We start from the raw sequence: 24,980 nt of genomic DNA on the forward strand, positions 1-24,980 counted from the left end.
CGAATGAAAGTTATCTTGATGCAGGTCAACTACTGAGCAGGTTTTGTCGTGATAGGGTAAGTGCAGGCTAATTTTGAGGGTGACATCATGGAACTTTATCTCGACACATCTGACGTTGCGGCAGTCAAAAAGCTGGCGCGTATCTTCCCGCTGGCGGGCGTGACCACCAATCCAAGCATTGTGGCGGCAGGTAAAACGCCGCTGGACGTGTTGCTGCCAGAGCTGCACGACGCGCTGGGCGGCAAAGGCCGTCTGTTCGCCCAGGTGATGGCGACCACCGCCGAAGGGATGGTGGAGGACGCGCGTAAGCTGCGAGCCATCATTAACGATCTGGTGGTGAAAGTGCCGGTGACCGCGGAAGGGCTGGCGGCGATCAAGATGCTGAAAGCCGAAGGGATCCCGACGCTGGGCACGGCGGTGTACGGCGCCGCGCAGGGGATGCTCTCCGCGCTGGCGGGAGCGGAGTATGTGGCGCCTTACGTTAACCGCGTGGACGCGCAGGGCGGGGACGGGATCCAGACCGTGGTTGAACTGCAACAGCTGCTGACGCTGCACGCACCGCAGTCAAAGGTGCTGGCCGCGAGCTTTAAAACGCCGCGTCAGGCGCTGGACTGCCTGCTGGCAGGGTGCGAGTCCATCACGCTGCCGCTGGACGTGGCGCAGCAGTTTATTACCTCTCCGGCCGTGGATGCGGCGATTGTGAAGTTTGAGCAGGACTGGCAGGGGGCGTTTGGACGGACGTCTATCTAATGCTGTTGCCGGGTGGCGCTGGCGCTTACCCGGCCTACGTTCGAGCCGTTGTAGGTCGGGTAAGGCGGAGCCGCCACCCGACTTTTTTACTGACTACAAACCTCACACCCCGGGTTGCGCATCAGCTTCATCTCGCGGAACTGGCAGGTTATCGCGTCATACATTACGATTTTTCCCGCGGCAGGCGTGCCGTAGTGCGCCAGGACTTTGATCGCTTCCATCGCCTGCAGGGAGCCAATCACGCCGACCAGCGGGGCCATTACGCCCGCCTCAACGCAGGTCAGCGCGTTCTCGCCGAACAGGCGGCTCAGGCAGCGGTAGCAGGGTTCACCCTCAGCGTAGGTAAAGACAGTGATTTGCCCCTCCATGCGGATCGCCGCGCCGGAGACCAGCGGGATTTTGTGGGCAAAACAGCCTGCGTTTAACTGGTTACGGACGGCGACGTTGTCGGTGCAGTCCAGCACCAGGTCGTGTTGCGCAATCTGCGCGGACAAGGCGTCGTCATCCAGCATCGCGTCAATCAGGGTGAACTGAACGTTGGGGTTGATGCGCGCCAGCGCCGTGCGGGCAGAGTCCACTTTCGGCTGACCAACCGTCGCGTCGCTGTGCAGCGTCTGGCGCTGCAGGTTAGACACCGATACGGTATCGAAATCCAGCAGCGTCATCCTGCCCACGCCCGCCGCCGCAAGATACTGCGCGGCGGCGCAGCCCAGACCGCCCAGGCCGACAACCAGCACGCTTGCTGCCTTGAGCGCCTCCTGACCCTCGAAGTCAAACCCGCGCAGCACAATCTGGCGGTTGTAGCGCATCATCTCCTGGTCGCTCAGCTCCACCGTCATGTCAGCCTCCGAACAGGTGGTTGAAGCGCTCAACCTCAACCCACTCGCCCGGCTCCACGCTGCCGCGCTCGCGCTCCAGCACGATAAAGCAGTTGCCCTGGCTGAAGGAGCTGAAAATGTGTGAGCCCTGGTGCCCGGTGGTGCTCACTTCCAATTCTCCGTCCGCGTTGCGCGCCAGAATGCCGCGCTGGAAATCGAGGCGGCCCGGCGATTTTTTCAGGCGCGTGGCGGCGCGCACGCGCTGGCGTTCAGGCAGTGGGTTAGCCTTGTTGCCGGAAAGCTTCGCCAGCAGCGGGATCACCAGCTGGTAGAAGGTGAGTGCCGCCGAGACCGGATTACCCGGCAGGCCGCAGAACCAGCTGTGCGTGAGCTTGCCAAACGCGAAGGGTTTGCCCGGCTTGATCGCCAGCTTCCAGAAGGCGATTTCGCCCAGCTCTTCAAGGATGGTTTTGGTGTAATCCGCTTCGCCCACGGAGACGCCGCCGGAGCTGATGACCACGTCGGCAGCGTTATCTGCCTCGATAAACGCGGCGCGCAGTTTTTCCGGATCGTCAGGAATGATGCCGAGGTTAATCACCTCGCAGCCCAGCTGCTCCAGCATCAGGTGTACCGCCAGACGGTTGGTATCGTAAATCTGGCCGTCCTGCAGCGGCTGGCCTGGAAGCTGCAGCTCGTCTCCGGTGGAGAAAACGGCGACGCGCACTTTACGGATCACGTCGATTTCAGCAACGCCGAGCGAGGCCAGCACCGGCAGTTCACCTACCGTCAGCTTCTGTCCGGCGGCAAAGACCGTTGCGCCAAGCGTGATATCTTCGCCCGTGCGGCGGATGTTCTGGCCCGCTTTAACGTTCGCGGTAAAACGCACGCCGTCGTCGGTCTGTTCGGTCTCTTCCTGCATCACCACGGCGTCGGTGCCGGCCGGAATCGGCGCGCCGGTCATGATGCGCACGCAGGTGCCCGCAGGCCATTCACCGCTAAACGGCTGACCCGCAAAGGCTTTACCCGCCACCGGCAGGGCGTTACCCGTCTGGAGATCCGCCAGGCGTACCGCGTAACCGTCCATCGCGGAATTATCAAACCCCGGCACGTTAAGCGGAGAGACGATATCGCGCGCGGCAATACGGCCAAAACAGCGCACGAGCGGCAGCGTCTCAACGTCATGCAGCGGGGAAACTCGGTCAAGCATCTGCGTGAGTGCCGTCTCAAGCGGCATCAGTCCGGCGGTAAAATCCATGGTGGGCTCCTGCGGAGTAACAACGAAAGCGCTCATTATGGCAGAAAAGTGCGGCTAACTGTATGACCCGATAGGTGTACGCTTTACATCACAGTTGCGTCTTTCTATATTCAAAAATCATCTGAAGTTTCATCGACGATAATGATATTTATAGAAAAAGCCGCAAATCAGGCTAACGGGTGATGCGAAATGGTTAATGCGGTAATCGCAATTCATGGTGGCGCCGGGGCAATCACCCGTGCACAGCTCAGTCCCGAGCAGGAAAAGCGCTACATTGACGCGCTGTACGCCATTGTGGAAACAGGCCAGCGGATGCTGGAGGCGGGCGAGAGCGCGCTGGATGTGGTCACCGAGGCGGTGCGTCTGCTGGAAGAGTGCCCGTTGTTTAACGCGGGGATCGGCTCGGTCTTTACCCGGGATGAAACCCACGAGCTGGATGCCTGCGTGATGGACGGTATTACCCTGAAAGCGGGCGCCGTGGCAAGCGTCAGCCGTCTGCGCAACCCTGTGCTGGCAGCGCGACTGGTGATGGAAGAGAGTCCGCACGTCCTGCTGACGGGCGAAGGCGCGGAGAAGTTTGCCTTCGAACACGGGATGGAGCCGGTATCGCCGGATCTGTTTTCCACGGAGGAGCGCTATCAGCAGCTGCTGGAAGCCCGTTCGGCGGGCATGACGCAGCTTGACCACAGTGCGCCGCTGGATGAAACCACCAAAATGGGCACGGTCGGCGCGGTGGCGCTCGATAAGGCCGGAAACCTCGCGGCGGCGACGTCAACGGGCGGGATGACCAACAAGCTGCCTGGACGCGTCGGCGATAGCCCGCTGCCGGGCGCAGGGTGCTATGCCAACAACGCCACGGCGGCGGTGTCGTGTACCGGAACCGGGGAAGTGTTTATCCGCGCACTCGCGGCGTATGACATTACCGCGCTGATGGATTACGGCGGTTTAAGCCTCAGCGAAGCCTGCGAGCGCGTGGTGATGGAAAAACTCCCGGCGCTTGGCGGCGTCGGCGGGTTGATTGCGGTGGATCGTGAGGGCAACGTGGCCCTGCCGTTTAACAGCGAAGGGATGTACCGCGCCTGGGGCTATGCCGGTGATGAGCCCAGTACGGGGATCTATCGTGAATAAGGGGGCAAAACGTGCCGCACAGTGAAGAGCTGGACAACCGCCAGGTACTGGCTGTCCATCAGCTGAATATTGCGTTTCAGGAGGAGCGGCAGTTCATCCCCGCAGTACAGAATTTATCGTTTTCGCTGCATCGCGGCGAAACGCTGGCCATCGTCGGTGAGTCTGGTTCCGGTAAGTCGGTTACCGCACTGGCATTGATGCGCCTGCTGGAGCAAACGGGCGGGCAGATCGGCAGCGAGAAAATGCTCCTGCGCCGCCGTAACCGTCAGGTCATTGATTTAAATGAACTGAGTGGCTCCCAGATGCAGGGCGTGCGCGGGGCGGATATCGCCATGATTTTCCAGGAGCCGATGACCTCGCTGAACCCGGTTTTTCCGGTGGGCGAGCAGATTGCCGAGTCCATCCGCCTGCATCAGGGGTTAAGCGGCGATGAAGCGCTGCTTGAAGCGAAGCGGATGCTGGAGAGGGTGCGCATTCCTGAAGCGCAGGCCATTCTCGGGCGCTACCCGCATCAGCTTTCCGGGGGGATGCGTCAGCGCGTCATGATTGCGATGGCGCTCTCGTGCCGTCCGGCGGTGCTGATCGCCGACGAGCCGACGACGGCGCTGGACGTGACGATTCAGGCGCAGATCCTGCAGCTGATCAAAGTGCTGCAGCAGGAGATGGAGATGGGGGTGATTTTTATCACCCACGACATGGGCGTGGTGGCGGATATCGCCGATCGCGTACTGGTGATGCACCAGGGGCACGCCGTGGAGACGGGCACGGTTGAGCAGATCTTTCATGCGCCTGTTCATCCTTACACCAAAGCGCTGCTGGCGGCGGTGCCGCGTCTTGGGGCGATGAACGGCAGCGATTTACCGCGCCGTTTTCCTTTGATGGCTCAGGGCGAGGCGGGCGTGCAGACAGCCGAAACCGAGCAAGATACGGTGGTGCCGGGCAGGCCCATTCTCGAAGTTCGCGATCTGGTCACGCGTTTTCCGCTGCGCAGCGGGGTGTTCAATCGCGTGAAGCGCGAAGTCCATGCGGTGGAAAACGTCAGTTTTGATCTTTGGCCGGGCGAAACGCTGGCGTTGGTGGGAGAGTCGGGCTGCGGTAAATCCACGACCGGACGCGCGCTGCTCAGGCTGGTGGAGACCCAGGCCGGGACCATTACCTTTAACGGCGAACGTATCGACACCCTGCCAGACAGCAGGCTGCAGGCCGTGCGTCGGGATATTCAGTTTATTTTCCAGGATCCGTATGCCTCTCTCGATCCGCGTCATACGGTGGGGTATTCGATCATGGAGCCGCTGCGGGTGCATAACCTGCTCGACGGGGACGCGGCGCAGCGTCGCGTGGCCTGGCTGCTGGAGCGCGTCGGGCTGAAGCCTGAACATGCCTGGCGTTATCCCCACGAGTTTTCCGGCGGACAGCGGCAGCGTATATGCATCGCCCGCGCGCTGGCGCTGAATCCAAAAGTGGTGATTGCGGATGAGTCCGTTTCGGCGCTGGATGTCTCTATCCGCGCGCAAATCATCAATTTACTGCTCGATTTACAGCGGGATATGGGCATTGCCTTCCTGTTTATCTCGCATGATATGGCGGTGGTGGAGCGTATCAGCCATCGTGTTGCGGTGATGTACATGGGGCAAATTGTTGAGATTGGCCCGCGGCGGGCGGTATTTGAAAACCCGCAGCATCCCTACACCCGCAAGCTGATGGCCGCTGTGCCGGTTGCCGATCCTGCACATCACCACGCACAGCGCGTGCTGCTGCAGGATGAAATGCCGAGCAATATTCGTAAACGGGGCGAAACTCTGGAGCGCGTTACGCTTCGGGAAGTCGGCCCCGGTCATTTTGTCGCACCACCGCGTCAGGACAATGCATTCTCGCGGTTATAACGTACACCAGGCAGGAGAACACAATGGTTAAATTTGTTGCTCGGACATGGCTGTTAGCCGCGAGCGTGACGGCGGCGCTGGCCGTCGCCCCCGCGTTCGCTGCCAAAGACGTGGTCGTGGCGGTCGGCTCTAATTTTACGACGCTCGATCCGTATGATGCTAACGACACGCTGTCGCAGGCGGTGGCGAAATCGTTCTACCAGGGGCTGTTTGGCCTGGATAAAGAGATGAAGCTCAAAAACGTGCTGGCGGAGAGCTACACCGTTTCGGACGACGGGCTGGTGTATACCATCAAGCTGCGTTCCGGCGTGAAGTTCCAGGACGGTACGGATTTCAACGCGGAGGCGGTGAAGGTTAACCTCGATCGCGCCAGCAATCCGGAAAATAGCCTCAAGCGCTATAACCTGTATAAAAATATCGCCAGTACCGAGGCGGTCGACCCGGCAACCGTGAAGATCACCCTGAAAGAGCCGTTCTCCGCGTTTATCAACATTCTTGCGCATCCGGCGACGGTGATGATTTCTCCCGCCGCGCTGAAAAAATACGGTAAGGAGATCGGCTTCCACCCTGTTGGCACCGGCCCTTACGAACTGCTCACCTGGAACCAGACCGATTTTGTGAAGGTGAAGAAATTCGCCGGATACTGGCAGCAGGGGCTGCCGAAGCTGGACACCATTACCTGGCGTCCGGTGGTGGACAACAACACCCGCGCGGCGATGCTGCAAACCGGCGAGGCGCAGTTTGCCTTCCCGATCCCCTACGAGCAGGCAGCGCTGCTGGCTAAAAACAGCAAGCTTGAGCTGGTTGCCAGCCCGTCGATCATGCAGCGCTACATCAGCATGAACGTCACGCAAAAGCCGTTCGATAACCCGAAGGTGCGTGAGGCCATCAACTACGCCATTAATCGTCAGGCGCTGGTGAAGGTCGCCTTTGCGGGCTATGCCACCCCGGCGACCGGCGTGCTGCCGCCGGCTATCGCCTATGCGCAAAGTTACCAGCCGTGGCCTTACGATCCGGCCAAAGCGCGCGCGCTGCTGAAAGAGGCGGGCTTCCCGAACGGTTTCAGCACCACGCTGTGGTCGTCGCATAATCACAGTACCGCCCAGAAGGTGCTGCAGTTTACCCAGCAGCAGCTGGCGCAGGTCGGCATCAAGGCGCAGGTGACCGCGATGGATGCCGGACAGCGTGCGGCTGAGGTTGAGGGGAAAGGGCAAAAAGAGAGCGGGGTGCGGATGTTCTATACCGGCTGGACGGCCTCGACCGGTGAAGCCGACTGGGCGCTGTCGCCGCTGTTTGCCTCGCAGAACTGGCCGCCAACCCTGTTCAATACCGCGTTCTACAGCAATCCGCAGGTGGATAAAGACCTCTCTGACGCGCTGAAAACCACCAAACCGGAAGAGAAAGCGCGCCTCTACAAAGACGCGCAGGATATCATCTGGAAAGAGTCGCCATGGGTGCCGCTGGTGGTGGAAAAACTGGTCTCCGCCCATAACAAAGCGCTGACCGGGTTCTATATCATGCCGGATACGGGCTTTAGCTTTGACGACGCGGATTTAAAATAACACTCATGCTGAATTATGTTTGTAAACGCCTGCTGGGGCTTATCCCGACGCTGCTGATTGTGGCGGTGCTGGTGTTTCTGTTTGTCCATATGCTGCCGGGGGATCCGGCGCGGCTGATTGCCGGGCCCGAGGCGGATGCGACCGTTATTGAACTGGTGCGCAAGCAGCTTGGCCTCGACAGGCCGTTGTATGTGCAGTTCCTGCACTATATTGGCAACGTTCTGCAGGGCGATTTTGGCACCTCCATGGTGTCGCGTCGCCCTGTGTCGGAAGAGATTGCCAGCCGCTTTATGCCGACCTTTTGGTTAACCCTTGCCAGCATGGGCTGGGCGGTGGTGTTTGGTCTCGGTGCGGGGATTGTCGCCGCCGTCTGGCGCAACCGGTGGCCGGATAAACTGGGTATGGCGCTGGCCGTGACCGGCATCTCCTTCCCGGCATTCGCCCTCGGGATGCTGCTGATGCAGATCTTCTCCGTGGAGTTGGGCTGGCTGCCGACCGTGGGCGCAGATACCTGGAAGCACTACATTCTCCCATCGATGACCCTTGGTGCAGCCGTGGCGGCTGTGATGGCGCGCTTTACCCGCGCCTCATTTGTCGACGTGCTGAGCGAAGACTACATCCGCACCGCGCGGGCGAAAGGGGTCAGCGAGAAGTGGGTCATCCTCAAGCACGGTTTTCGCAACGCGATGATCCCGGTGGTCACGATGATGGGGCTGCAGTTTGGCTTCCTGCTGGGCGGCTCCATTGTGGTGGAGAAGGTCTTCAACTGGCCGGGGCTGGGGCGCCTGCTGGTCGATTCGGTCGACATGCGCGATTACCCGGTCATTCAGGCGGAAGTCCTGCTTTTCTCGCTGGAGTTTATTCTTATCAACTTAGTGGTTGACGTGCTTTACGCCGCCATTAACCCGGCCATCAGGTACAAGTAAGATGCGATTGTTGAACTGGCGTCGTCAGGCCGTATTAAACGCTATGCCGGGGCTAAAGCCGGAGCACATCCGCACCCCGTGGTCTGAATTCTGGCGGCGTTTTCGTCGTCAGCCGGTCGCGATGACGGCGGGGCTGTTTGTCCTGCTGCTGATTGTGGTGGCGATCGTTGCGCCGTGGGTCGCGCCGTTTGATGCGGAAAACTATTTTGACTATGACCGTCTGAACGACGGGCCGTCGATGATGCACTGGTTTGGCGTGGATTCGCTCGGGCGCGATATCTTCAGCCGCGTGCTGGTGGGGGCGCAGATCTCGCTCGCCGCCGGGGTCTTTGCGGTGCTGATCGGCGCGGCGATAGGCACGGTGCTGGGTCTCGTCGCCGGGTATTACGAAGGCTGGTGGGACCGCATCATCATGCGTATCTGCGATGTGCTGTTTGCCTTCCCCGGCATTCTGCTGGCGATTGCCGTGGTGGCGATCATGGGCAGCGGCATGGCGAACGTCATCATTGCGGTCGCGGTCTTTTCGATTCCGGCCTTTGCCCGTCTGGTGCGCGGCAACACGCTGGTGCTGAAGCAGCAGACCTTTATCGAATCCGCCCGCAGCATGGGGGCCAGTGACGCCACGATCCTGTTCAGCCATATTCTGCCGGGTACGGTGTCGTCCATCGTGGTCTATTTCACCATGCGCATCGGCGTGTCGATTATCTCGGCGGCCAGCCTGTCGTTTCTGGGGTTAGGGGCGCAGCCTCCAACGCCGGAGTGGGGCGCGATGCTGAACGAGGCGAGGGCGGATATGGTGATTGCGCCGCACGTGGCGATCTTCCCGAGTCTGGCGATTTTCCTGACCGTGCTGGCGTTTAACCTGCTGGGGGACGGGCTGCGCGACGCGCTGGATCCGAGGATTAAGGGGTAGTGCAGTGAAATGTGCCGGGTGGCGGCTACGCCTTACCCGGCCTACAACAGAGGGGTGAGATTAAACCCGGCTACCCCACAGGTCATATTCATCCGCGTTTTCAACCTTCACGCGAATAATATCACCCGGCTTAACGCTGGTTTCGCCGTTCAGGTACACCGCGCCGTCGATTTCAGGGGCATCCGCCATGCTACGGCCAATCGCGCCCTCTTCGTCCACTTCGTCAACGATCACCATGATCTCGCGGCCCACTTTCTCCTGCAGACGCTCGGCAGAGATCTGCTGCTGCAGCTGCATGAAGCGGTTCCAGCGCTCTTCTTTCACTTCTTCCGGTACCTGGTCCGCCAGCTCGTTGGCGGTTGCGCCTTCAACCGGGCTGTATTTGAAGCAGCCTACGCGGTCCAGACGTGCTTCTTTCAGGAAGTCGAGCAGCATCTGGAAATCTTCTTCGGTTTCACCCGGGAAGCCGACGATAAAGGTCGAGCGCAGGGTTAGATCCGGACAGATTTCACGCCACTGCTTGATGCGCGCCAGCTGGCGGTCAACGGAGCCAGGACGTTTCATCAGCTTCAGGATGCGCGGGCTGGCGTGCTGCAGCGGGATATCCAGGTACGGCAGAATTTTGCCTTCCGCCATCAGCGGGATCACATCGTCAACGTGCGGGTACGGGTAGACGTAGTGCAGACGCGTCCAGATACCGAGCTTAGCAAGCTGCTCGCACAGGCCGACCATGCTGGTTTTCACCGGCTCGCCGTTGTGGAAACCGGAGCGGTGTTTCACATCCACGCCGTAGGCCGAGGTGTCCTGGGAAATCACCAGCAGCTCCTTCACGCCCGCGTCGGCCAGACGTTTGGCTTCCGCCAGCACTTCACCGATCGGACGGCTCACCAGATCGCCACGCATGGACGGGATGATGCAGAAGGTGCAGCGATGGTTGCAGCCTTCGGAAATTTTCAGGTACGCATAGTGGCGCGGCGTTAGCTTCACGCCCTGTTCCGGCACTAGGCTCAGGAACGGGTTGTGCTTTGGTTTTGGCACGTAGTGATGAACATGTTCCAGCACCTGCTCGTAGCTGTGCGGACCGGTGATCTCCAGCACCTTCGGGTGCACTTCGCGGATCTGATCCACTTTCGCGCCCAGACAGCCGGTGACAATCACTTTGCCGTTTTCGGTCAGGGCTTCCCCGATGGCTTCCAGAGACTCCTGAACCGCACTGTCGATAAAGCCGCAGGTGTTGACGATCACCATGTCGGCATTATCGTAGCTTGGCACCACGTCATAGCCTTCGGTACGAAGTTCGGTCAGGATGCGTTCGGAATCCACCAGGTTTTTCGGGCAGCCGAGGGAGACGAAGCCGATTTTCGGCTGGTGCGTAACATTGCTCATAGGTTAAAAATTCATCAATTATGGAGTTATCAGGGCGGGATTTTACAGCGTATCGCGGGGGATTTATACACTCTTTGCATGGCGGATGCGGTGAGGAGAGGTTGTAACATTGTAAAGAATGTTAATCAGTTAAGAATTATTGATCTCAGGCATTAAATTGTACAAAAAATGACCTTATTCTGAATGTGCAACATGACTGACAGAGGAGGAAATAGCATGTCCGTTGACAGACTGAAACGCGATCTGCTTAACAAGCTGATCAACGCCCGAATCGACCTGGCCGCCTATCTGCAGCTCAGGAAGGCAAAAGGCTATATGTCAGTCAGCGAAAGCGAACATCTGCGTGATAATCTGTTTGAACTTTGCAATTTCATGCGTGAAAAAGCACCGACCCTGAAAGCGGAATACGACGAAAGCGAGCTGATGGCGCTGCGCCGCGCCGCTGAGGTGCTCTCCATTGCAGGGGTATGTTTGATGAACGGACGCCACGACTGCCCGAATTTTATCGCTGTTAACGCGGAGAAGCTTGAAAACTGCCTGACAACGCTCTCTCTTTGCATCATGTGTCTGAACGAGCATGCGAAGCTTGCCCAGCACTGAGCCAGGGGGAGGCGACTCCCCCTTCTGATTAAGCTTTTGTAAAAGTGGTAACGCGCCCGAACGTTGTGGCTAATCTTTATGCCATATGCCGATAAAGGAGCGTGTTATGCATCGATCCTCGCTGATTTTACTGCCTGCGTTATTTTTCCCTTTTTCTCTTCTCGCTGCCCCTGACGCGGTAAAGGTCGAGGTGTTGCAAAACCGACTCGATCACCCCTGGTCACTGGCCTTTTTGCCGGACAATAAAGGTGTGCTCATCACGCTCAGAGGCGGCCAGCTGAAACGCTGGCAGGCCGGGAAGGGGTTGTCTGACCCGATTGTCGGCGTGCCCAAAGTGTGGGCGAACGGCCAGGGCGGTTTGCTGGACGTGGTGCTGGCACCCGATTTTGAACAATCGCGACGCATCTGGCTGAGCTATGCCGAAGTGGGTAATGACGGGAAAGCGGGAACGGCGGTGGGCTACGGTCGGCTGAGCGACGATCTGTCGCGCATTGAAGCCTTCCAGGTGGTGTTCCGCCAGATGCCGAAACTCTCCACCGGGAACCATTTTGGCGGTCGGCTGGCGTTCGACGGCAAAGGCTATCTGTTTATTGCCCTTGGCGAGAATAACCAGCGCCCGACGGCGCAGGATCTGGACAAGCTTCAGGGCAAAGTGGTGCGCCTGACGGAGGACGGGAAGGTGCCGCCGGATAACCCGTTTGTGAACACCTCCGGCGCGCGGCCTGAAATCTGGTCTTACGGCATTCGTAACCCACAGGGGATGGCGATGAACCCGTGGAGCGACACGCTGTGGCTTAACGAGCACGGCCCGCGCGGCGGGGATGAAATCAACATTCCGGAAAAAGGGAAGAATTACGGTTGGCCGCTGGCGACCCACGGCATCAACTACAGCGGCCTGAAAATCCCGGAAGCCAAAGGCGAGCACGCGGAGGGAACGGAAAAACCGCTGTTTGTCTGGAAGGTTTCCCCCGCGGTGAGCGGCATGGCGTTTTATAACAGCGACGTCTTCCCGCAGTGGAAAAACAAACTGTTTATCGGTGCGCTGAAGGAGAAAGACGTCATCATGCTGAGCGTCGACTGCAATAAGGTGACGGAAGACGGGCGTATTCTGGGTGATAAAGATCGGCGTATTCGCGATGTGCGGGTTGGGCCTGACGGCTATTTATATGTCCTGACCGACGAGACGGACGGGCAACTGTTGAAAGTCAGCCCGTCCGGCACGTAATCAGGTTACCGGGATCATCACCGCGTTACGGTACGCCGGGCGCTCGCTGAGCTGCTGAAGCCAGCGGTCGAGGTGAGGGCGCGGCGTCCATTTCAGACCCATATTGGTCAGATTCCAGACGAATGGCGCAACCGCAATATCGCCCACGCCGAACGAGTCACCTGAGAACCATTTGTGCTTCGCCAGCTCGTCGTCCATCATCGCAAACAGGGATTCGCAGGCGTCCTGAGCGGCATGAATGGCAGGATAGTCGCGTTCGGCTTCCGGCGTGCGGATGAGCCCCATCAGGATCACGCGGTGAGTGGGAGAGAGCGTCTGGTTAGCCCAGTCCATCCACTTTTCACCCTGAGCACGCTTGGCCGGGCTCTCCACCCACAGACGGCCCTGACCGTACTGCGCGGCAAGGTAACGGACAATGGTGTTGGACTCCCACAGCGTGGCATCGGTCTCATCGTCGCGCAGCAGCGGCACCAGCCCGTTCGGGTTCATCGCCAGATAGTCGGCCTCTTTGTTCACGCCGAACGACATGCCCGCCATGATTTGATTAAAGGGTAAATCCAGTTCCTCCAGCGTCCAGAGCACTTTCTTCACGTTGGTTGAGTTGTTCCTGCCCCACAGCGTAATCATATTTACTCCCGATGAGATGTGAATCCGAGTCAGCTTTTCGCCATGGTGAGATAAACCTAACAATTACGCAACAGAAGACAAAAAAATCGCCTGAATCAAAGCGTAAATGAATGTTATTGCATAAACTTTAATAACTTTACCCTGGTTGGGTTTCTTTAACCGTTTTAGTGCGCTATTACTCATCGCTTCTTGCGACACGGTGATGTGACGTAATTTTTTGAATGGACACTCGGGTGGCATTTATGACGCGAAAAATGACTTCTCTGCGCAGCCTGGCGGCAGGCTCTGCGCTCCTCTTCCTTTTTGCCCCAACGCTCTACGCGGCGGAACAGGCGGCGCCCGAAGCGCCCCCGGTGGATGCCCGCGCCTGGATCTTAATGGACTATGCCAGCGGTAAAGTGCTGGCGGAAGGGAATGCGGACGAAAAACTCGATCCGGCCAGCCTGACCAAAATCATGACCAGCTACGTGGTGGGTCAGGCACTGAAAGCAGGCAAAATTAAGCTTGATGATATGGTCACCGTCGGGAAAGACGCCTGGGCAACCGGTAACCCGGCGCTGCGTGGCTCGTCGGTGATGTTCCTGAAGCCCGGGGATCAGGTCTCCGTTTCCGACCTGAATAAAGGTGTGATCATTCAGTCGGGAAATGATGCATGTATCGCGCTGGCCGATTACGTCGCGGGCAGCCAGGATTCGTTCATTGGTTTGATGAATGGCTATGCGCAAAAATTGGGTCTGACCAACACCACCTTTAAAACGGTCCACGGTCTGGATGCACCGGGTCAGTTCAGTACCGCGCGCGACATGGCGCTGTTGGGCAAAGCGCTGATCCACGACGTGCCGGACGAATACGCGATCCACAAAGAGAAAGAGTTTACCTTCAATAAGATCCGTCAGCAGAACCGCAACCGTCTGTTGTGGAGCAGCAACGTCAACGTGGACGGAATGAAGACCGGCACCACGGCGGGCGCGGGATACAATCTGGTTGCTTCCGCCACCCAGGGCGATATGCGCCTGATTTCGGTGGTACTGGGCACCAAAACCGATCGAATTCGCTTTAATGAATCAGAAAAACTGCTGACCTGGGGCTTCCGCTTCTTTGAAACCGTGACGCCGATTAAACCTGACGCCACGTTCGTCACCCAGCGCGTCTGGTTTGGCGATAAGAGCGAGGTGAATCTGGGCGCGGGTGAGGCCGGTTCAGTGACCATTCCGCGCGGTCAGCTGAAAAACCTGAAAGCCAGTTTCACCCTGACCGACCCGCAGCTTACGGCTCCGCTGAAAAAAGGCCAGGTCGTCGGGACGATTGATTTCCAGCTTAACGGCAAGTCGATTGAACAGCGTCCGCTGATTGTGATGGAAGCGGTAGAAGAGGGTGGGTTCTTCAGCCGGATGTGGGATTTCGTACTGATGAAGTTCCACGGGTGGTTTGGTAGCTGGTTTAGCTAAACCTTATGGGTTTTCTCCCTCTCCCTGTGGGAGAGGGCCGGGGTGAGGGCACCAGACCGCACCCCTCTCAATACATCAACTTCACCTGCTGCGCCTTTGCATGGGCCACGATCTCGTCGTCCGGGCGGCAGTCACTGACGATGGCATCAAACTGCGCCAGCTCGCCCATTCTCGCCGGACGCACCTTACCAAACTTGCTGTGGTCAACCACCAGCACATGGTACTGCGCGGCATTTAACGCCCAGTGCTTCACCGGTAACTCTTCCAGGTTAAAGCAGGTCGCGCCCTGACGCACGTTCACGCCCGCCGCAGAATAAAACGCGATATCCGGGCATAAGTTACTCAGCGTATCCTGCAGGTTCAGCGGCTTAAAGATGGCGTTGCTGGCGTGGAACTCTCCTCCGCAGAGGATCACCCGGCACTCGGGTTTCTCCTGCAGCGCCAGAAAGGTGTTCAATGAGTAACAGACGGCGGTAAACGGGAGGCTGCTGTCGATGGCTTCGATGATCCACGGCGTGGTGGTCCCGCAGTCAAAAAACAGTGTTTGATGCGGCTGCACCAGGGAGGCGGCGAGCCGTGCCGCTTTGCGCTTCTCTTCCACCAGACGTGTTTTTTGATCGCTGATCAGATAGTGGCTGGCGCTACGCGGCTCGAGGACGATGTATCCGCCCAGCAGCACAACGGGGGCGCTGTCGCTGTTCAGATCCCGACGAATGGTCATCTCAGAGACGCCGAGGAGGTTGGCGGCTTCCTTAAGATGCAGCTTATCGCTGCGCTTCAGCGCCTGGAGCAGCTGAGCAATGCGGTCATCGCGTCGTGTTTCCATAGATCCTCAGGATAAAAAAGTGAACCCCCGCAGGGCGGGGGCTCAAGTGTAACCTGTCGGAACGGGATTAGTCACGTATCCAGCCTTTGCGGATCGGGAGGGCAAACAGCACGCGATACAGCTGAGACAGCCCGCGGTAAAGTGCCGGGCCAAAGAGGCTCCACAGGATCGCCGCGCTCACGCATCCGATCAGCCCCACCAGGAACCCGCCCACCATATCCAGCGGCCAGTGAACGCCAAGATAAACGCGGGACCAGGCGATGGCCAGCGCGATACCCATCAGCACTGCGCCAGACCACAGGCGATGCCAGAACAGGAACGCCAGGGCGAAGGTGAAAATCACGGTGCCATGATCGCTTGGGAAAGAGTCGTCAGGCGCGTGGTGCAGGAAATTATAGCCAACGTGATCGACGAACGGACGGTCGTGGGGGAAGGCATGTCCCAGCAGATAGCTGGTCACTACGCTGACGCCGATGGCCATCGCCACTTTGATCACCAGCTGACGCTGTGCAGTGACCTCTTTACGCGGACCCCACAGCCAGAGAACAACGGCCAGTACAGGGACAATCGAGATCAGATCTCTGGCAATAAAGGTGGCGAAATCAATCATCCATTCCGGCGAGGCTGGCGTGGCGTTGATGAAATAAAACAGTCCGTAGTTCAGATTCTCTAACATAATGTCGTCACTCTTTCGCAAACCAGGCGGAAACAAGGCCATAAACCACCACCTGGGAAAACCAGACCCACCACCCAGCCCACAGGTTGTGAGAGAAAAAATGCGCTCCGCGCATGACCTGGCCGTAGCCCATCACCAGACCCAATACCGCGCCCAGCGCAACAAAACTCCAGGCCAAACGTGGACGTTCGCGCCAGAAGGCAAAAAACAGTCCCATCACCATAAAGCCGCTTGAGGAGTGGCCGCCCGGGAAGCAACGACCCGGTCCGCTGTCTGCCGGTACCGCGCTAAACAGGGGGTAAGAAACCGCCTTTCCGCCATACTCCACCAGATCCCACGGACAGCTATGGTGGCTCATGCTTTTCAGCACGCCGACAACCAGTGCTCCCAATCCCATCAGCAGCGCGGCCGTGACCAGTCGGGCATTGCGCTTGACCACACCGTAAATCAGCGCAACCGCAGCCAGGGCGACAGAGACGTACTTCGCCAGCCGATGGTTGAGCAGGTCCAGCATCGGGTTCTGCTGCAACGGAAAATGGCGCGTCGCTGCGTCGTACCAGAAACCGGTGATCCATCTGTCGAGCGTTTCGTCGCGTGAAAGCCAGGTAAACAGGACGGCGAGGACAATCAGCACGAAAAGCTGATAACCATAAAAGCGTGCGGGTAAACGGTAAAGTTGTTTTGTCTTATTTGTCGGTAACTTAGACAATTCTGAAGCGCTGGAGGTGTATGGCATAATTTGGGTCAGTGACGTGAAATAGGGCTATCATAAATCTGTCAACTTAAGGAAACCTTAAACAACGACGATAAGTGCTTTATTTCTGTTTATTATCGATAATTTGCTATCTCAGGCTGCGGCAATTCATTACACTCATCGCGATTTTTTCATCATAAAGAGATTGCATGTTAAACCGTTCTTCTTCCGGTAATCGTCTGGGACGTCAGGCGTTACTTTTCCCTCTGTGTCTGGTGCTCTACGAATTCTCTACCTATATCGGCAACGATATGATCCAGCCCGGCATGCTGGCCGTGGTAGAACAGTACAACGCGGGTATCGAGTGGGTGCCGACCTCCATGACCGCCTATCTGGCGGGCGGCATGTTTTTACAGTGGCTGTTAGGGCCGCTGTCGGACCGTATTGGCCGCCGTCCGGTGATGCTCACCGGCGTGGTGTGGTTTATCGTCACCTGTCTTGCCACGCTGCTGGCGCAAAACATTGAGCAATTTACCCTGCTGCGCTTCCTGCAGGGGGTGAGCCTGTGCTTCATCGGTGCCGTGGGGTATGCCGCTATTCAGGAGTCGTTTGAAGAGGCGGTGTGTATCAAAATTACCGCGCTGATGGCGAACGTGGCGCTGATTGCGCCGCTGCTGGGACCGCTGGTGGGCGCCGCCTGGGTGCACGTTGCGCCGTGGGAGGGGATGTTCGTCCTCTTCGCCGCCCTTGCTGCCATCTCCTTCTTTGGTCTGCACCGCGCGATGCCGGAAACGGCTACGCGTCTGGGTGAAAAGCTCTCACTGAAAGAGCTGGGACGCGACTACAAAGACGTACTGAAAAATGGCCGCTTTGTCGCGGGCGCGCTGGCGACGGGCTTTGTCAGCCTGCCGCTGCTGGCGTGGATTGCGCAGTCGCCGGTCATTATCATCAGCGGTGAGAAGCTCAGCAGCTACGAGTACGGTTTGTTACAGGTGCCGATCTTTGGCGCGCTGATCGCCGGTAACCTCGTGCTGGCACGTCTGACGTCGCGGCGCACCGTTCGCTCGCTGATTATTATGGGTGGCTGGCCGATTGCGGCAGGGTTGATCATGGCGGCCGTTGCGACGGTGGCCTCTTCCCACGCCTACCTGTGGATGACCGCGGGGCTGAGCGTCTATGCCTTCGGTATTGGCGTGGCGAATGCCGGACTGGTGCGCCTGACGCTGTTTGCCAGCGAAATGAGTAAAGGCACGGTGTCCGCGGCGATGGGCATGCTGCAGATGCTGATTTTTACCGTGGGTATTGAGGTGAGCAAGCACGCTTACGCGTTTGGCGGCAACGGGCTGTTCAGCCTGTTTAACCTCGCCAACGGCGTGCTGTGGGTGGGATTAATGGTAGTGTTCCTGAAAGACAAACGCGTCGGCAGCGCCCTGCAACCTTAATCTGTTTATCCCCTCTCCCCTTTGGGGAGAGGGCCAGGGTGAGGGGTGAGGGCACCAGACCGCACGCGGTCAATTAAACGGTGCTTCCCCGTTCAACACCTTCTCAATCACGTTTAAAACGCCTTCATCGTTATTGTGTGGTGCTTCAAAACGCGCCACCGCTTTAATATGCGGTTTGGCATTGGCCATCGCAAAGCTAAACCCGGACTGACGCAGCATCTCCACGTCGTTGCCGCTGTCGCCAAAGGCCACCACTTCATGGTTCTCGATGCCCCAGCGCTCTTGCAAAATGCGCAGTCCATTGGCTTTATGTACGCCGGGAATAATCAGATCGATGCTGCCGTGACCGGTGGTGACGGGCACCATAATATCGCCCAGACTTTCATGCAGCAGCGCCTGAATACGCGGAATTTCATCATCAGAAACGTTGAGCCCGAACTTGAAGAAAATATCGTTCAGGTTGTCGAAATCACTGACCCTTTCGAGGCGATGATAATATTTTGAGGCTATATCGATGAAGGCATCGTCATAGGCTTTTAGGGTGTAGGCGCTGCCTTTGCCGCAGGCGATAATCTCAATGCCCGGAACGTCGTTTAAGACGTTCGCGACGGTCTCAAAATGGGCTTTCGACAGTTCGCCGTTAAAGACATCTTCACCTTCGCTCACGACCCAGCCGCCGTTTTCGGCGACAAACGCAATTTCATGCGCTATCTCCGGGAAAAAGGAGATCAGCTGGTAGTACTGGTTGCCGCTGGCGACCACAAAACGAATGCCTTGCGCCTTCATGCGCGCGTACTGCGCCAGAAAGCGTGCGCGGTTGTACGTCTTCGCATCGCTCAGGAAGGTGCCATCCATGTCAACTGCAATCAGTTTAACGCTCATATCCCTTCTCCAGTGTCGTTTGATTCGTTTCCGGCTTTGCCACCGCGCGCGCCACCAGCGCCGCGATGATGACCAACCCTAATACCACCAGCATGGCGCTGCGCAGCCCGTAGTGCTCCCCGAGGAAACCGAGCAGCGGAGGCCCCACCAGGAAGGCGAGATAGCCCGTGGTCGCCACCACGCTGACGCGCGTTGGTGCATCCGGTCCGGTATCGCTGGCGGCGGAAATGGTCAGCGGGAAGCCGAGCGAAGCCCCCAGTCCCCACAGGATCACGGAAACGCCTGCAATCCAGTCCACGTCCACAAAGATGATCATCGCGATGCCTAATCCGCCGAGCAGGGCGCTGGCGCGCACCACCGCCACGCGGCTGTAGCGGTCGATAAACCAGCCGCCGGTGAAGCGCCCGACGGTCATCCCCAGCGTAAACCCGGCGTAAATCAGCGAGCCGGAGGTTGGGCTGAAGCCATGACCGTCCACCATCAGCAGCGGCAGCCAGTCGTTGGCGGAACCCTCAGCAAATGCCATCGCCAACACCACCACGCCGATCAGCATCAGCTGAAAATCGCGGTAGAAGGGCAGCCCTTTTTCGGCCGAGTGCTGTTCGTCAGCGGAATTCTTACCGGTGCCGTCAGGAATTGCGCGGATGCCCGTCAGGATCGGAATGATGCACACCAGCGCCGCCAGCAGGATATGCAGATTGGCGCTCACGCCGGTGGCCGTCAGCGCCATCCCCACGCCCGCACCCGCCAGCGTACCCAGACTGTAAAAACCATGCATCATCGGCAGTACGGTTTTATTCATTTCGCGCTCGACCGCCGCCCCTTCAACGTTGATGGCAACTTCAGCCGAACCGAAGCTGCCGCCAAACACCGTCAGCCCCAGAGCGAAGAGAACCGGCGAGGCAAACCACAGCGCCACGCTTAATATTCCCATCCCGAACACGGCAAAGCACATAGTGGTGCGGATCACCGCCCGCGTGCCAAAGCGTTTAACCAGCCACGCGGAGCAGAGAATACCGCTCATGGAGCCTATCGACAGGCCAAACAGCACGATACCCATCTCAGCGGTAGAAACGGACAAAATATCGCGAATGGCGGGGGTGCGCGTGGCCCAGGAGGCCATCAGCAGGCCGGGAATGAAGAAGAACATAAACAGCGCCCACAGGCGTAGCTGCAGGGCTTTACGGGGAGAGGTCAGCGTCATTGGGGTAGCACCAGAAGTACAACAATAGCGACAACACTAACAAGTTTGTGTACATTTGTACACAAACCGGATGAGGAATTTATGAGCAGACCACCCAACGATCCGCACCGCCGGGAAAAAATACTCCAGGCGGCTTTGGACACCATCGCCGAGCACGGTATTCACGCCGTCACGCACCGTAAAATCGCCTCCTGTGCGGGCGTACCGCTGGGGTCGATGACATACTATTTTGACGGTATGGAATCGCTGCTTGAAGAGGCCTTCACGTGGTTCACCCGGCAGATGTCTCAGCAGTACCGGGATTTCTTCACCGGTGTAACCGGGCCGGAAATGGCGTGTGAGTCCATCACTACGCTGATCCACAGCTCGCAGGTGACCACGCCGCACAACATGGCGCTGATGTATCAACTGTACGCTTTTATGCACCGCAGCCCGGTGCTTAAAACGGTGATGCAGGACTGGATGAAGATGAGCCAGACCACGCTGGAGCAGTGGTTCGACCCGGTCACCACCCGCGCGCTGGACGCGTTTATCGAAGGGATGACGCTGCATTTTGTTACCGACCGCAAGCCGTTAAGCCGGGAGGAGATCCGCGCGATGGTCGGGCGGATAGCGGGCGAGGGCGGCCGTTAGGCACCGCTCGCCCCAGTGACACCTACTTGTGGTCGATTTTTTTCCCGCTGGCGTCCACGACGGCTTCGCCATCCTCTTTCGTAAACGCCCCTTTCTGCGCATCAGGCAGGATGTCGAGGACGACTTCAGACGGGCGGCACAGGCGAGTGCCCAGCGGCGTCACCACGATCGGACGGTTAATGAGGATCGGGTGTTGCAGCATAAAATCGATAAGCTGGTCGTCGGTGAAGTTATCTTCGGCAAGGCTGAGCTGCTCATAGGGCTCCACGTTTTTACGCAGTAGATCCCGCACTGAAATGCCCATATCGGCAATCAGGGTGGTCAGTTCATCTCGCGAAGGTGGGGTTTCCAGATAAAGAATGATCTCTGGCTCCGTGCCGCTGTTGCGGATCATCTCCAGCGTATTGCGCGAGGTGCCGCAGGCAGGGTTGTGATAAATGGTGATGTGGCTCATATCAGTGGCTCATTACAGTGTGAAGGAGAGACGTAGCGCCAGCGCGGCGAGCGTCACAAGCAGGACCGGCAGCGTCATAATGATGCCCGTCCGGAAATAGTAGCCCCAGGTGATCGTCATGTTTTTCTGCGCCAGCACGTGGAGCCAGAGCAGGGTGGCGAGGCTGCCGATAGGTGTGATTTTCGGCCCCAGATCGCAGCCAATCACGTTGGCGTAAATCATCGCTTCCTTGATCAGTCCTGTTGCCGTACTGCCATCAATCGAGAGCGCGCCAATCAGCACCGTGGGCATATTATTCATTATGGATGACAGGAACGCGGTGATGAACCCGGTTCCCAGCGTGGTCGCCCACAGACCGTGTCCGGCCAGGCTATTCAGTACGCCTGTGAGAGAGTCCGTCAGCCCGGCATTGCGCAGGCCATACACCACCAGATACATCCCCAGCGAGAAGATAACGATCTGCCACGGTGCGCCGCGCAGCACTTTCCCGGTGTTTATCGCATGTCCGCGTTTTGCGACAGCAAATAAAATCAGCGCGCCGACGGTTGCAATCGCGCTGACCGGAATGCCGAGAGGTTCAAGCACAAAGAAGCCCACGAGCAGAAGCAGCAGCACGATCCAGCCCGTTCTGAACGTCGGGAGGTCGTGAATGGCCCGCGCGGGCTCGCGGAGTTTTGTCAGGTCATATTCCGGAGGAATTTCCTTGCGGAAGAAGAGATGCAGCATCACCAGCGTTGCGGCAATGGCGGCGATATCTACCGGGATCATCACCGAGGCGTATTCGCTGAACCCCAGCTTAAAGAAGTCTGCCGACACGATGTTGACCAGGTTGGACACAATCAGCGGCAGGCTGGCGGTATCGGCGATAAAACCTGCCGCCATCACAAACGCCAGCGTGGCCTGCTTGCTGAACCCCAGTGCCAGCAGCATGGCGATAACGATAGGCGTCAGGATCAGCGCCGCACCGTCATTGGCAAACAGCGCCGCCACGGCTGCGCCCAGCAGCACGATATACGTAAACAGCAATCGCCCGCGACCGTTTCCCCAGCGGGCAACGTGCAGCGCCGCCCACTCGAAAAAGCCGGACTCATCCAGCAGCAGGCTGATGATGATGACGGCAATGAACGTTGCCGTGGCGTTCCAGACGATATTCCACACGACTGGGATATCGTTTATGTGAATCACGCCGCTAATCAGCGCCAGCGCGGCGCCAATGGTGGCGCTCCAGCCAATACTGAGCCCTTTGGGCTGCCAGATGACCAGTACCAGCGTGAATAAAAAAATTGCTCCTGCCAGAAACATCTTTTACTCCGTTATATGTGATTTTGTGAATGTGTTGTAATCAACACGCGCCCGGAAGTCGGTTTTTCAGCTTCATGCGCGTCTCTTCCCGCAGGCAGTTCCAGCTGTTATCGATAATGGTTGCCGCCCACGCAGGCATGTTGGGAGAGAGACGGTAATGGACCCATTTCCCCTCGCGACGGTCGATAACCAGCCCTGACTCGCGCAGCAAGGCCATGTGGCGGGAGACCTTCGGCTGCGGCTCGTTGGTTGCAGAGCAGAGATCGCAGACGCAAAGCTCGCCGGCTTCACGTAGCAGCATGACGATGGAGAGCCGCGTTTCGTCGGAGAGGGTTTTGAAGAGCTGGAGCGGGTGGAGCATGGGTGTTCCTGCAGGTGTGATTTTTATATGCGTTTAATCATATATGTTTTGGTGGCGAGAGAAAAGATAAGATGAGAGGAAGGGGAATTTCAGGCAACAAAAAACCCATCAACCTTGAACCAAAACGGCGGGGTTGATGGGCTCCACAAATTGGGGACATCAAAGAAAAGCAGTGGCACTAGTTATGACTGCCCCCTGATAAAAAAGTTCTGCGCGTAACGAAAATATTTTCGCTACGCGCAAACTTAGGACTTATCCGAGTCCTGGCCAGATGATGATGATCAGCGTACCCGCCAGTGTCAGCAGTACGTTAGCGATAGCGTACGTGCCCGCATAGCCCAGCGCCGGGATGTTGCTGCGTGCGGTGTCGCTGATGATTTCCATAGCAGGCGCACAGGTACGCGCGCCCATCATGGCCCCGAAGAGCAGGGCGCGGTTCATGCGCAGCACGTAGGCGCCGAACAGGAAGCAGATCACCACCGGCACCAGGCTGACGATAAGTCCGGAAACCAGCATCTGCCAGCCGACGGCGCCCAGGCTGTGGCCAATGCCGCTACCCGCGCTTAAGCCCACACCCGCCATAAATACCATCAGACCGAACTCTTTCACCATGTTCAGTGCGCCCTGCGGAATGTAGCCGAAGGTCGGGTGGTTCGCTCGCAGGAAGCCCAGCATGATCCCGGCGAACAGCAGCCCGGCGGCGTTACCGATGCCGAAGCTAAAGTTGCTGAACTGGAAGGTGATCATCCCGATCATCAGGCCAACAATAAAGAAGGCGCAGAAGGCCAGCAGGTCGGTGACCTGGCTGTGGATGGAGATAAAGCCGATGCGGTCAGCAACGGTTTTCACGCGTCGCGCGTCGCCGCTCACCTGCAAAACGTCACCTTTGTTGAGAACGACGTTGTCGTCGATAGGCATCTCAATCTGGCTGCGGATCACGCGGTTGAGGAAGCAGCCGTGATCGGTCAGCTTCAGCTGCGCCAGACGGCGGCCCACGGCGTTATGGTTTTTCACCACGATCTCTTCGGTGACGATGCGCATGTCGAGCAGGTCGCGGTCGAACACCTCTTTGCCGTTGCGGAAGCTCGGGTCGAGGCGTGCGTGGGCGTCCGGGTAACCTACCAGCGCGATGTCGTCGCCCATCTGCAGTACCGCGTCGCCGTCCGGGTTTGCCAGAATGCCGTTGCGTCGAATACGTTCGATGTAACAGCCCGTCTGACGATAAATGCCCAGCTCGCGCAGGTTTTTGCCGTCGGTCCAGGCCACCAGCTCCGGCCCGACGCGATAGGCGCGGATCACCGGCAGATAGACTTTACGCTTGGTGTCCGTGTCCAGACCGCGCTCGCGAGCAATTGTCTGTGCGCTGGTCTGCAGATCCTGATGCTGCAGTTTTGGCAGGTAGCGTGCGCCTACGATCAGGCTCACCAGACCAATAAGGTAAGTCAGTGCATAGCCCAGACTCAGGTGATCGAGCGCGGTGGAGAGCTGTGCGCCCTGCATGCCGGAATGACGCAGGGTATCACCCGCACCCACCAGCACCGGGGTGGATGTCATCGAGCCTGCCAGCATACCGGCCGTTAACCCGATATCCCAGCCAAACAGTTTGCCCAGTCCTAACGCAATCAGCAGCGCGCTGCCGACCATCACCAGCGCCAGCATCAGGTAATTTTTGCCGTCGCGGAAGAAAATTGAAAAAAAGTTCGGTCCCGCTTCCACGCCAACACAAAAAATAAACAGCATGAAGCCTAAGTTGAGCGCATCCGTGTTAATACTGAAATGCTGCTGACCTAATAATAAAGAGACGACTAAAACGCCAATGGAATTACCCAGTTGAACAGAACCCAGGCGCAATTTACCCAGGCAAAGGCCCAACGCCAGTACCACAAATAATAACAGGATGTAATTCCCATTTAACAAGTCTGCGACGTTTATATTCACGGAGGCTAACTTCTTGTTTACCAGTAAGTTGTTGAATGAAAGGACTA

The 24,980-nt window shown here is 58.1% G+C and carries 24 protein-coding genes; 11 read left to right on the forward strand and 13 right to left on the reverse strand.

Annotated elements, in window-relative coordinates; all coding sequences use genetic code 11:
* The first annotated feature begins 87 nt into the window (after positions 1 to 87).
* On the forward strand, positions 88 to 750 hold the full coding sequence (fsa, locus tag K5E19_RS08365) for a fructose-6-phosphate aldolase (protein ID WP_010428983.1): 663 nt from the start codon (positions 88 to 90) through the stop codon (positions 748 to 750).
* Between the two features lie 86 nt (positions 751 to 836).
* Here the strand turns inward: fsa and moeB are convergent, their stop codons facing one another.
* Both moeB and moeA read right to left on the reverse strand, forming a co-directional pair.
* The gene (gene moeB / locus K5E19_RS08370; RefSeq protein WP_221550782.1) at positions 837 to 1,589 is read right to left on the reverse strand and encodes a molybdopterin-synthase adenylyltransferase MoeB; all 753 of its coding nucleotides are present in this window, start codon (positions 1,587 to 1,589) and stop codon (positions 837 to 839) included.
* A gap of 1 nt (position 1,590) precedes the next feature.
* Positions 1,591 to 2,823: a molybdopterin molybdotransferase MoeA gene (gene moeA / locus K5E19_RS08375; RefSeq protein ID WP_221550783.1), complete on the reverse strand. Its 1,233-nt coding sequence runs from the start codon at positions 2,821 to 2,823 to the stop codon at positions 1,591 to 1,593.
* Positions 2,824 to 3,012: 189 nt separating this feature from the next.
* Here moeA and iaaA point away from each other — a divergent pair, with 189 nt between their 5' ends.
* From iaaA to gsiD, 5 genes are read left to right on the forward strand one after another with little or no spacing between them, the layout of a single operon-like run.
* Positions 3,013 to 3,951 (forward strand): beta-aspartyl-peptidase, encoded by a 939-nt coding sequence (iaaA, locus tag K5E19_RS08380; RefSeq protein WP_221550784.1) that lies wholly within the window; start codon positions 3,013 to 3,015, stop codon positions 3,949 to 3,951.
* An 11-nt stretch (positions 3,952 to 3,962) separates the two neighbouring features.
* Positions 3,963 to 5,834, forward strand: coding sequence for a glutathione ABC transporter ATP-binding protein GsiA (gene gsiA, locus K5E19_RS08385; RefSeq protein WP_221550785.1), 1,872 nt, complete (start codon positions 3,963 to 3,965; stop codon positions 5,832 to 5,834).
* 23 nt (positions 5,835 to 5,857) lie between these two features.
* Positions 5,858 to 7,396 (forward strand): glutathione ABC transporter substrate-binding protein GsiB, encoded by a 1,539-nt coding sequence (gene gsiB, locus K5E19_RS08390; protein WP_221550786.1) that lies wholly within the window; start codon positions 5,858 to 5,860, stop codon positions 7,394 to 7,396.
* Between the two features lie 5 nt (positions 7,397 to 7,401).
* Complete coding sequence (gsiC, locus tag K5E19_RS08395; RefSeq protein ID WP_221550788.1) at positions 7,402 to 8,322, forward strand: glutathione ABC transporter permease GsiC; 921 nt, start codon at positions 7,402 to 7,404, stop codon at positions 8,320 to 8,322.
* A 1-nt stretch (position 8,323) separates the two neighbouring features.
* Positions 8,324 to 9,235, forward strand: a complete 912-nt coding sequence (gene gsiD / locus K5E19_RS08400) for a glutathione ABC transporter permease GsiD (protein ID WP_010429000.1) — start codon at positions 8,324 to 8,326, stop codon at positions 9,233 to 9,235.
* Between the two features lie 60 nt (positions 9,236 to 9,295).
* Here the strand turns inward: gsiD and rimO are convergent, their stop codons facing one another.
* Positions 9,296 to 10,621 (reverse strand): 30S ribosomal protein S12 methylthiotransferase RimO, encoded by a 1,326-nt coding sequence (gene rimO, locus K5E19_RS08405; RefSeq protein ID WP_042715541.1) that lies wholly within the window; start codon positions 10,619 to 10,621, stop codon positions 9,296 to 9,298.
* Positions 10,622 to 10,837: 216 nt separating this feature from the next.
* Here rimO and bssR point away from each other — a divergent pair, with 216 nt between their 5' ends.
* Positions 10,838 to 11,221 (forward strand): biofilm formation regulator BssR, encoded by a 384-nt coding sequence (bssR, locus tag K5E19_RS08410; RefSeq protein WP_108415945.1) that lies wholly within the window; start codon positions 10,838 to 10,840, stop codon positions 11,219 to 11,221.
* Positions 11,222 to 11,327: 106 nt separating this feature from the next.
* Entirely contained in the window at positions 11,328 to 12,446 is a 1,119-nt protein-coding gene (locus K5E19_RS08415; protein WP_221550789.1) for a PQQ-dependent sugar dehydrogenase, read from the forward strand.
* On the opposite strand, the gene K5E19_RS08420 is transcribed toward K5E19_RS08415, so the two are convergent.
* Positions 12,447 to 13,073: a glutathione S-transferase family protein gene (locus K5E19_RS08420; protein ID WP_221550790.1), complete on the reverse strand. Its 627-nt coding sequence runs from the start codon at positions 13,071 to 13,073 to the stop codon at positions 12,447 to 12,449.
* A gap of 242 nt (positions 13,074 to 13,315) precedes the next feature.
* Between K5E19_RS08420 and dacC the strand changes: the two genes are divergently transcribed.
* Positions 13,316 to 14,521: a serine-type D-Ala-D-Ala carboxypeptidase gene (gene dacC, locus K5E19_RS08425; RefSeq protein WP_221550791.1), complete on the forward strand. Its 1,206-nt coding sequence runs from the start codon at positions 13,316 to 13,318 to the stop codon at positions 14,519 to 14,521.
* A 67-nt stretch (positions 14,522 to 14,588) separates the two neighbouring features.
* Here dacC and deoR read toward each other — a convergent pair whose 3' ends face one another.
* From deoR to K5E19_RS08440, 3 genes are all read right to left on the reverse strand, one after another.
* Entirely contained in the window at positions 14,589 to 15,347 is a 759-nt protein-coding gene (gene deoR / locus K5E19_RS08430; RefSeq protein ID WP_221550792.1) for a DNA-binding transcriptional repressor DeoR, read from the reverse strand.
* 67 nt (positions 15,348 to 15,414) lie between these two features.
* Positions 15,415 to 16,023 (reverse strand): undecaprenyl-diphosphate phosphatase, encoded by a 609-nt coding sequence (ybjG, locus tag K5E19_RS08435; protein ID WP_221550793.1) that lies wholly within the window; start codon positions 16,021 to 16,023, stop codon positions 15,415 to 15,417.
* Positions 16,024 to 16,030: 7 nt separating this feature from the next.
* Positions 16,031 to 16,759 carry a phosphatase PAP2 family protein gene (locus tag K5E19_RS08440; protein ID WP_221550794.1) on the reverse strand — a complete coding sequence of 243 codons (729 nt, stop codon included), beginning with the start codon at positions 16,757 to 16,759 and terminating at the stop codon, positions 16,031 to 16,033.
* A gap of 167 nt (positions 16,760 to 16,926) precedes the next feature.
* On the opposite strand from K5E19_RS08440, the gene K5E19_RS08445 reads away from it, so the two are divergent.
* Positions 16,927 to 18,159 carry an MFS transporter gene (locus K5E19_RS08445; RefSeq protein ID WP_221550795.1) on the forward strand — a complete coding sequence of 411 codons (1,233 nt, stop codon included), beginning with the start codon at positions 16,927 to 16,929 and terminating at the stop codon, positions 18,157 to 18,159.
* A gap of 69 nt (positions 18,160 to 18,228) precedes the next feature.
* Here the strand turns inward: K5E19_RS08445 and K5E19_RS08450 are convergent, their stop codons facing one another.
* Both K5E19_RS08450 and K5E19_RS08455 read right to left on the reverse strand, forming a co-directional pair.
* Complete coding sequence (locus K5E19_RS08450) at positions 18,229 to 19,041, reverse strand: Cof-type HAD-IIB family hydrolase (RefSeq protein WP_221550797.1); 813 nt, start codon at positions 19,039 to 19,041, stop codon at positions 18,229 to 18,231.
* The gene (locus tag K5E19_RS08455) at positions 19,031 to 20,245 is read right to left on the reverse strand and encodes an MFS transporter (protein WP_221550799.1); all 1,215 of its coding nucleotides are present in this window, start codon (positions 20,243 to 20,245) and stop codon (positions 19,031 to 19,033) included. The genes K5E19_RS08450 and K5E19_RS08455 overlap by 11 nt, the downstream gene beginning before the upstream one ends.
* 81 nt (positions 20,246 to 20,326) lie before the next feature.
* Between K5E19_RS08455 and K5E19_RS08460 the strand changes: the two genes are divergently transcribed.
* Positions 20,327 to 20,878: a TetR/AcrR family transcriptional regulator gene (locus tag K5E19_RS08460; RefSeq protein WP_221550800.1), complete on the forward strand. Its 552-nt coding sequence runs from the start codon at positions 20,327 to 20,329 to the stop codon at positions 20,876 to 20,878.
* A gap of 22 nt (positions 20,879 to 20,900) precedes the next feature.
* Here the strand turns inward: K5E19_RS08460 and arsC are convergent, their stop codons facing one another.
* The 4 genes from arsC to K5E19_RS08480 all read right to left on the reverse strand — a co-directional run bounded on the left by arsC (position 20,901) and on the right by K5E19_RS08480 (position 24,933).
* Positions 20,901 to 21,332, reverse strand: coding sequence for a glutaredoxin-dependent arsenate reductase (arsC, locus tag K5E19_RS08465; protein WP_221550802.1), 432 nt, complete (start codon positions 21,330 to 21,332; stop codon positions 20,901 to 20,903).
* 12 nt (positions 21,333 to 21,344) lie between these two features.
* Positions 21,345 to 22,634, reverse strand: a complete 1,290-nt coding sequence (locus tag K5E19_RS08470) for an arsenic transporter (RefSeq protein ID WP_221550805.1) — start codon at positions 22,632 to 22,634, stop codon at positions 21,345 to 21,347.
* 40 nt (positions 22,635 to 22,674) lie between these two features.
* On the reverse strand, positions 22,675 to 22,995 hold the full coding sequence (locus tag K5E19_RS08475) for a metalloregulator ArsR/SmtB family transcription factor (RefSeq protein WP_221550807.1): 321 nt from the start codon (positions 22,993 to 22,995) through the stop codon (positions 22,675 to 22,677).
* Positions 22,996 to 23,247: 252 nt separating this feature from the next.
* Positions 23,248 to 24,933: an aspartate:alanine antiporter gene (locus tag K5E19_RS08480; RefSeq protein WP_089598996.1), complete on the reverse strand. Its 1,686-nt coding sequence runs from the start codon at positions 24,931 to 24,933 to the stop codon at positions 23,248 to 23,250.
* Between the last annotated feature and the right edge of the window lie 47 nt (positions 24,934 to 24,980).

The sequence above is a fragment of the Enterobacter sp. RIT637 genome (assembly GCF_019718755.1).
Lineage (GTDB): Bacteria > Pseudomonadota > Gammaproteobacteria > Enterobacterales > Enterobacteriaceae > Enterobacter.

What these genes read in the sequence shown, in the direction of transcription:
- fsa (WP_010428983.1), top strand. Translation starts at nt 88, where the DNA reads ATGGAACTTTATCTCGACACATCTGACGTTGCGGCAGTCAAAAAGCTG.
- moeB (WP_221550782.1), bottom strand. Translation starts at nt 1,589, where the DNA reads ATGACGGTGGAGCTGAGCGACCAGGAGATGATGCGCTACAACCGCCAG.
- moeA (WP_221550783.1), bottom strand. Translation starts at nt 2,823, where the DNA reads ATGGATTTTACCGCCGGACTGATGCCGCTTGAGACGGCACTCACGCAG.
- iaaA (WP_221550784.1), top strand. Translation starts at nt 3,013, where the DNA reads ATGGTTAATGCGGTAATCGCAATTCATGGTGGCGCCGGGGCAATCACC.
- gsiB (WP_221550786.1), top strand. Translation starts at nt 5,858, where the DNA reads ATGGTTAAATTTGTTGCTCGGACATGGCTGTTAGCCGCGAGCGTGACG.
- gsiC (WP_221550788.1), top strand. Translation starts at nt 7,402, where the DNA reads ATGCTGAATTATGTTTGTAAACGCCTGCTGGGGCTTATCCCGACGCTG.
- gsiD (WP_010429000.1), top strand. Translation starts at nt 8,324, where the DNA reads ATGCGATTGTTGAACTGGCGTCGTCAGGCCGTATTAAACGCTATGCCG.
- rimO (WP_042715541.1), bottom strand. Translation starts at nt 10,621, where the DNA reads ATGAGCAATGTTACGCACCAGCCGAAAATCGGCTTCGTCTCCCTCGGC.
- bssR (WP_108415945.1), top strand. Translation starts at nt 10,838, where the DNA reads ATGTCCGTTGACAGACTGAAACGCGATCTGCTTAACAAGCTGATCAAC.
- K5E19_RS08415 (WP_221550789.1), top strand. Translation starts at nt 11,328, where the DNA reads ATGCATCGATCCTCGCTGATTTTACTGCCTGCGTTATTTTTCCCTTTT.
- K5E19_RS08420 (WP_221550790.1), bottom strand. Translation starts at nt 13,073, where the DNA reads ATGATTACGCTGTGGGGCAGGAACAACTCAACCAACGTGAAGAAAGTG.
- dacC (WP_221550791.1), top strand. Translation starts at nt 13,316, where the DNA reads ATGACGCGAAAAATGACTTCTCTGCGCAGCCTGGCGGCAGGCTCTGCG.
- deoR (WP_221550792.1), bottom strand. Translation starts at nt 15,347, where the DNA reads ATGGAAACACGACGCGATGACCGCATTGCTCAGCTGCTCCAGGCGCTG.
- ybjG (WP_221550793.1), bottom strand. Translation starts at nt 16,023, where the DNA reads ATGTTAGAGAATCTGAACTACGGACTGTTTTATTTCATCAACGCCACG.
- K5E19_RS08440 (WP_221550794.1), bottom strand. Translation starts at nt 16,759, where the DNA reads ATGCCATACACCTCCAGCGCTTCAGAATTGTCTAAGTTACCGACAAAT.
- K5E19_RS08445 (WP_221550795.1), top strand. Translation starts at nt 16,927, where the DNA reads ATGTTAAACCGTTCTTCTTCCGGTAATCGTCTGGGACGTCAGGCGTTA.
- K5E19_RS08450 (WP_221550797.1), bottom strand. Translation starts at nt 19,041, where the DNA reads ATGAGCGTTAAACTGATTGCAGTTGACATGGATGGCACCTTCCTGAGC.
- K5E19_RS08455 (WP_221550799.1), bottom strand. Translation starts at nt 20,245, where the DNA reads ATGACGCTGACCTCTCCCCGTAAAGCCCTGCAGCTACGCCTGTGGGCG.
- K5E19_RS08460 (WP_221550800.1), top strand. Translation starts at nt 20,327, where the DNA reads ATGAGCAGACCACCCAACGATCCGCACCGCCGGGAAAAAATACTCCAG.
- arsC (WP_221550802.1), bottom strand. Translation starts at nt 21,332, where the DNA reads ATGAGCCACATCACCATTTATCACAACCCTGCCTGCGGCACCTCGCGC.
- K5E19_RS08470 (WP_221550805.1), bottom strand. Translation starts at nt 22,634, where the DNA reads ATGTTTCTGGCAGGAGCAATTTTTTTATTCACGCTGGTACTGGTCATC.
- K5E19_RS08475 (WP_221550807.1), bottom strand. Translation starts at nt 22,995, where the DNA reads ATGCTCCACCCGCTCCAGCTCTTCAAAACCCTCTCCGACGAAACGCGG.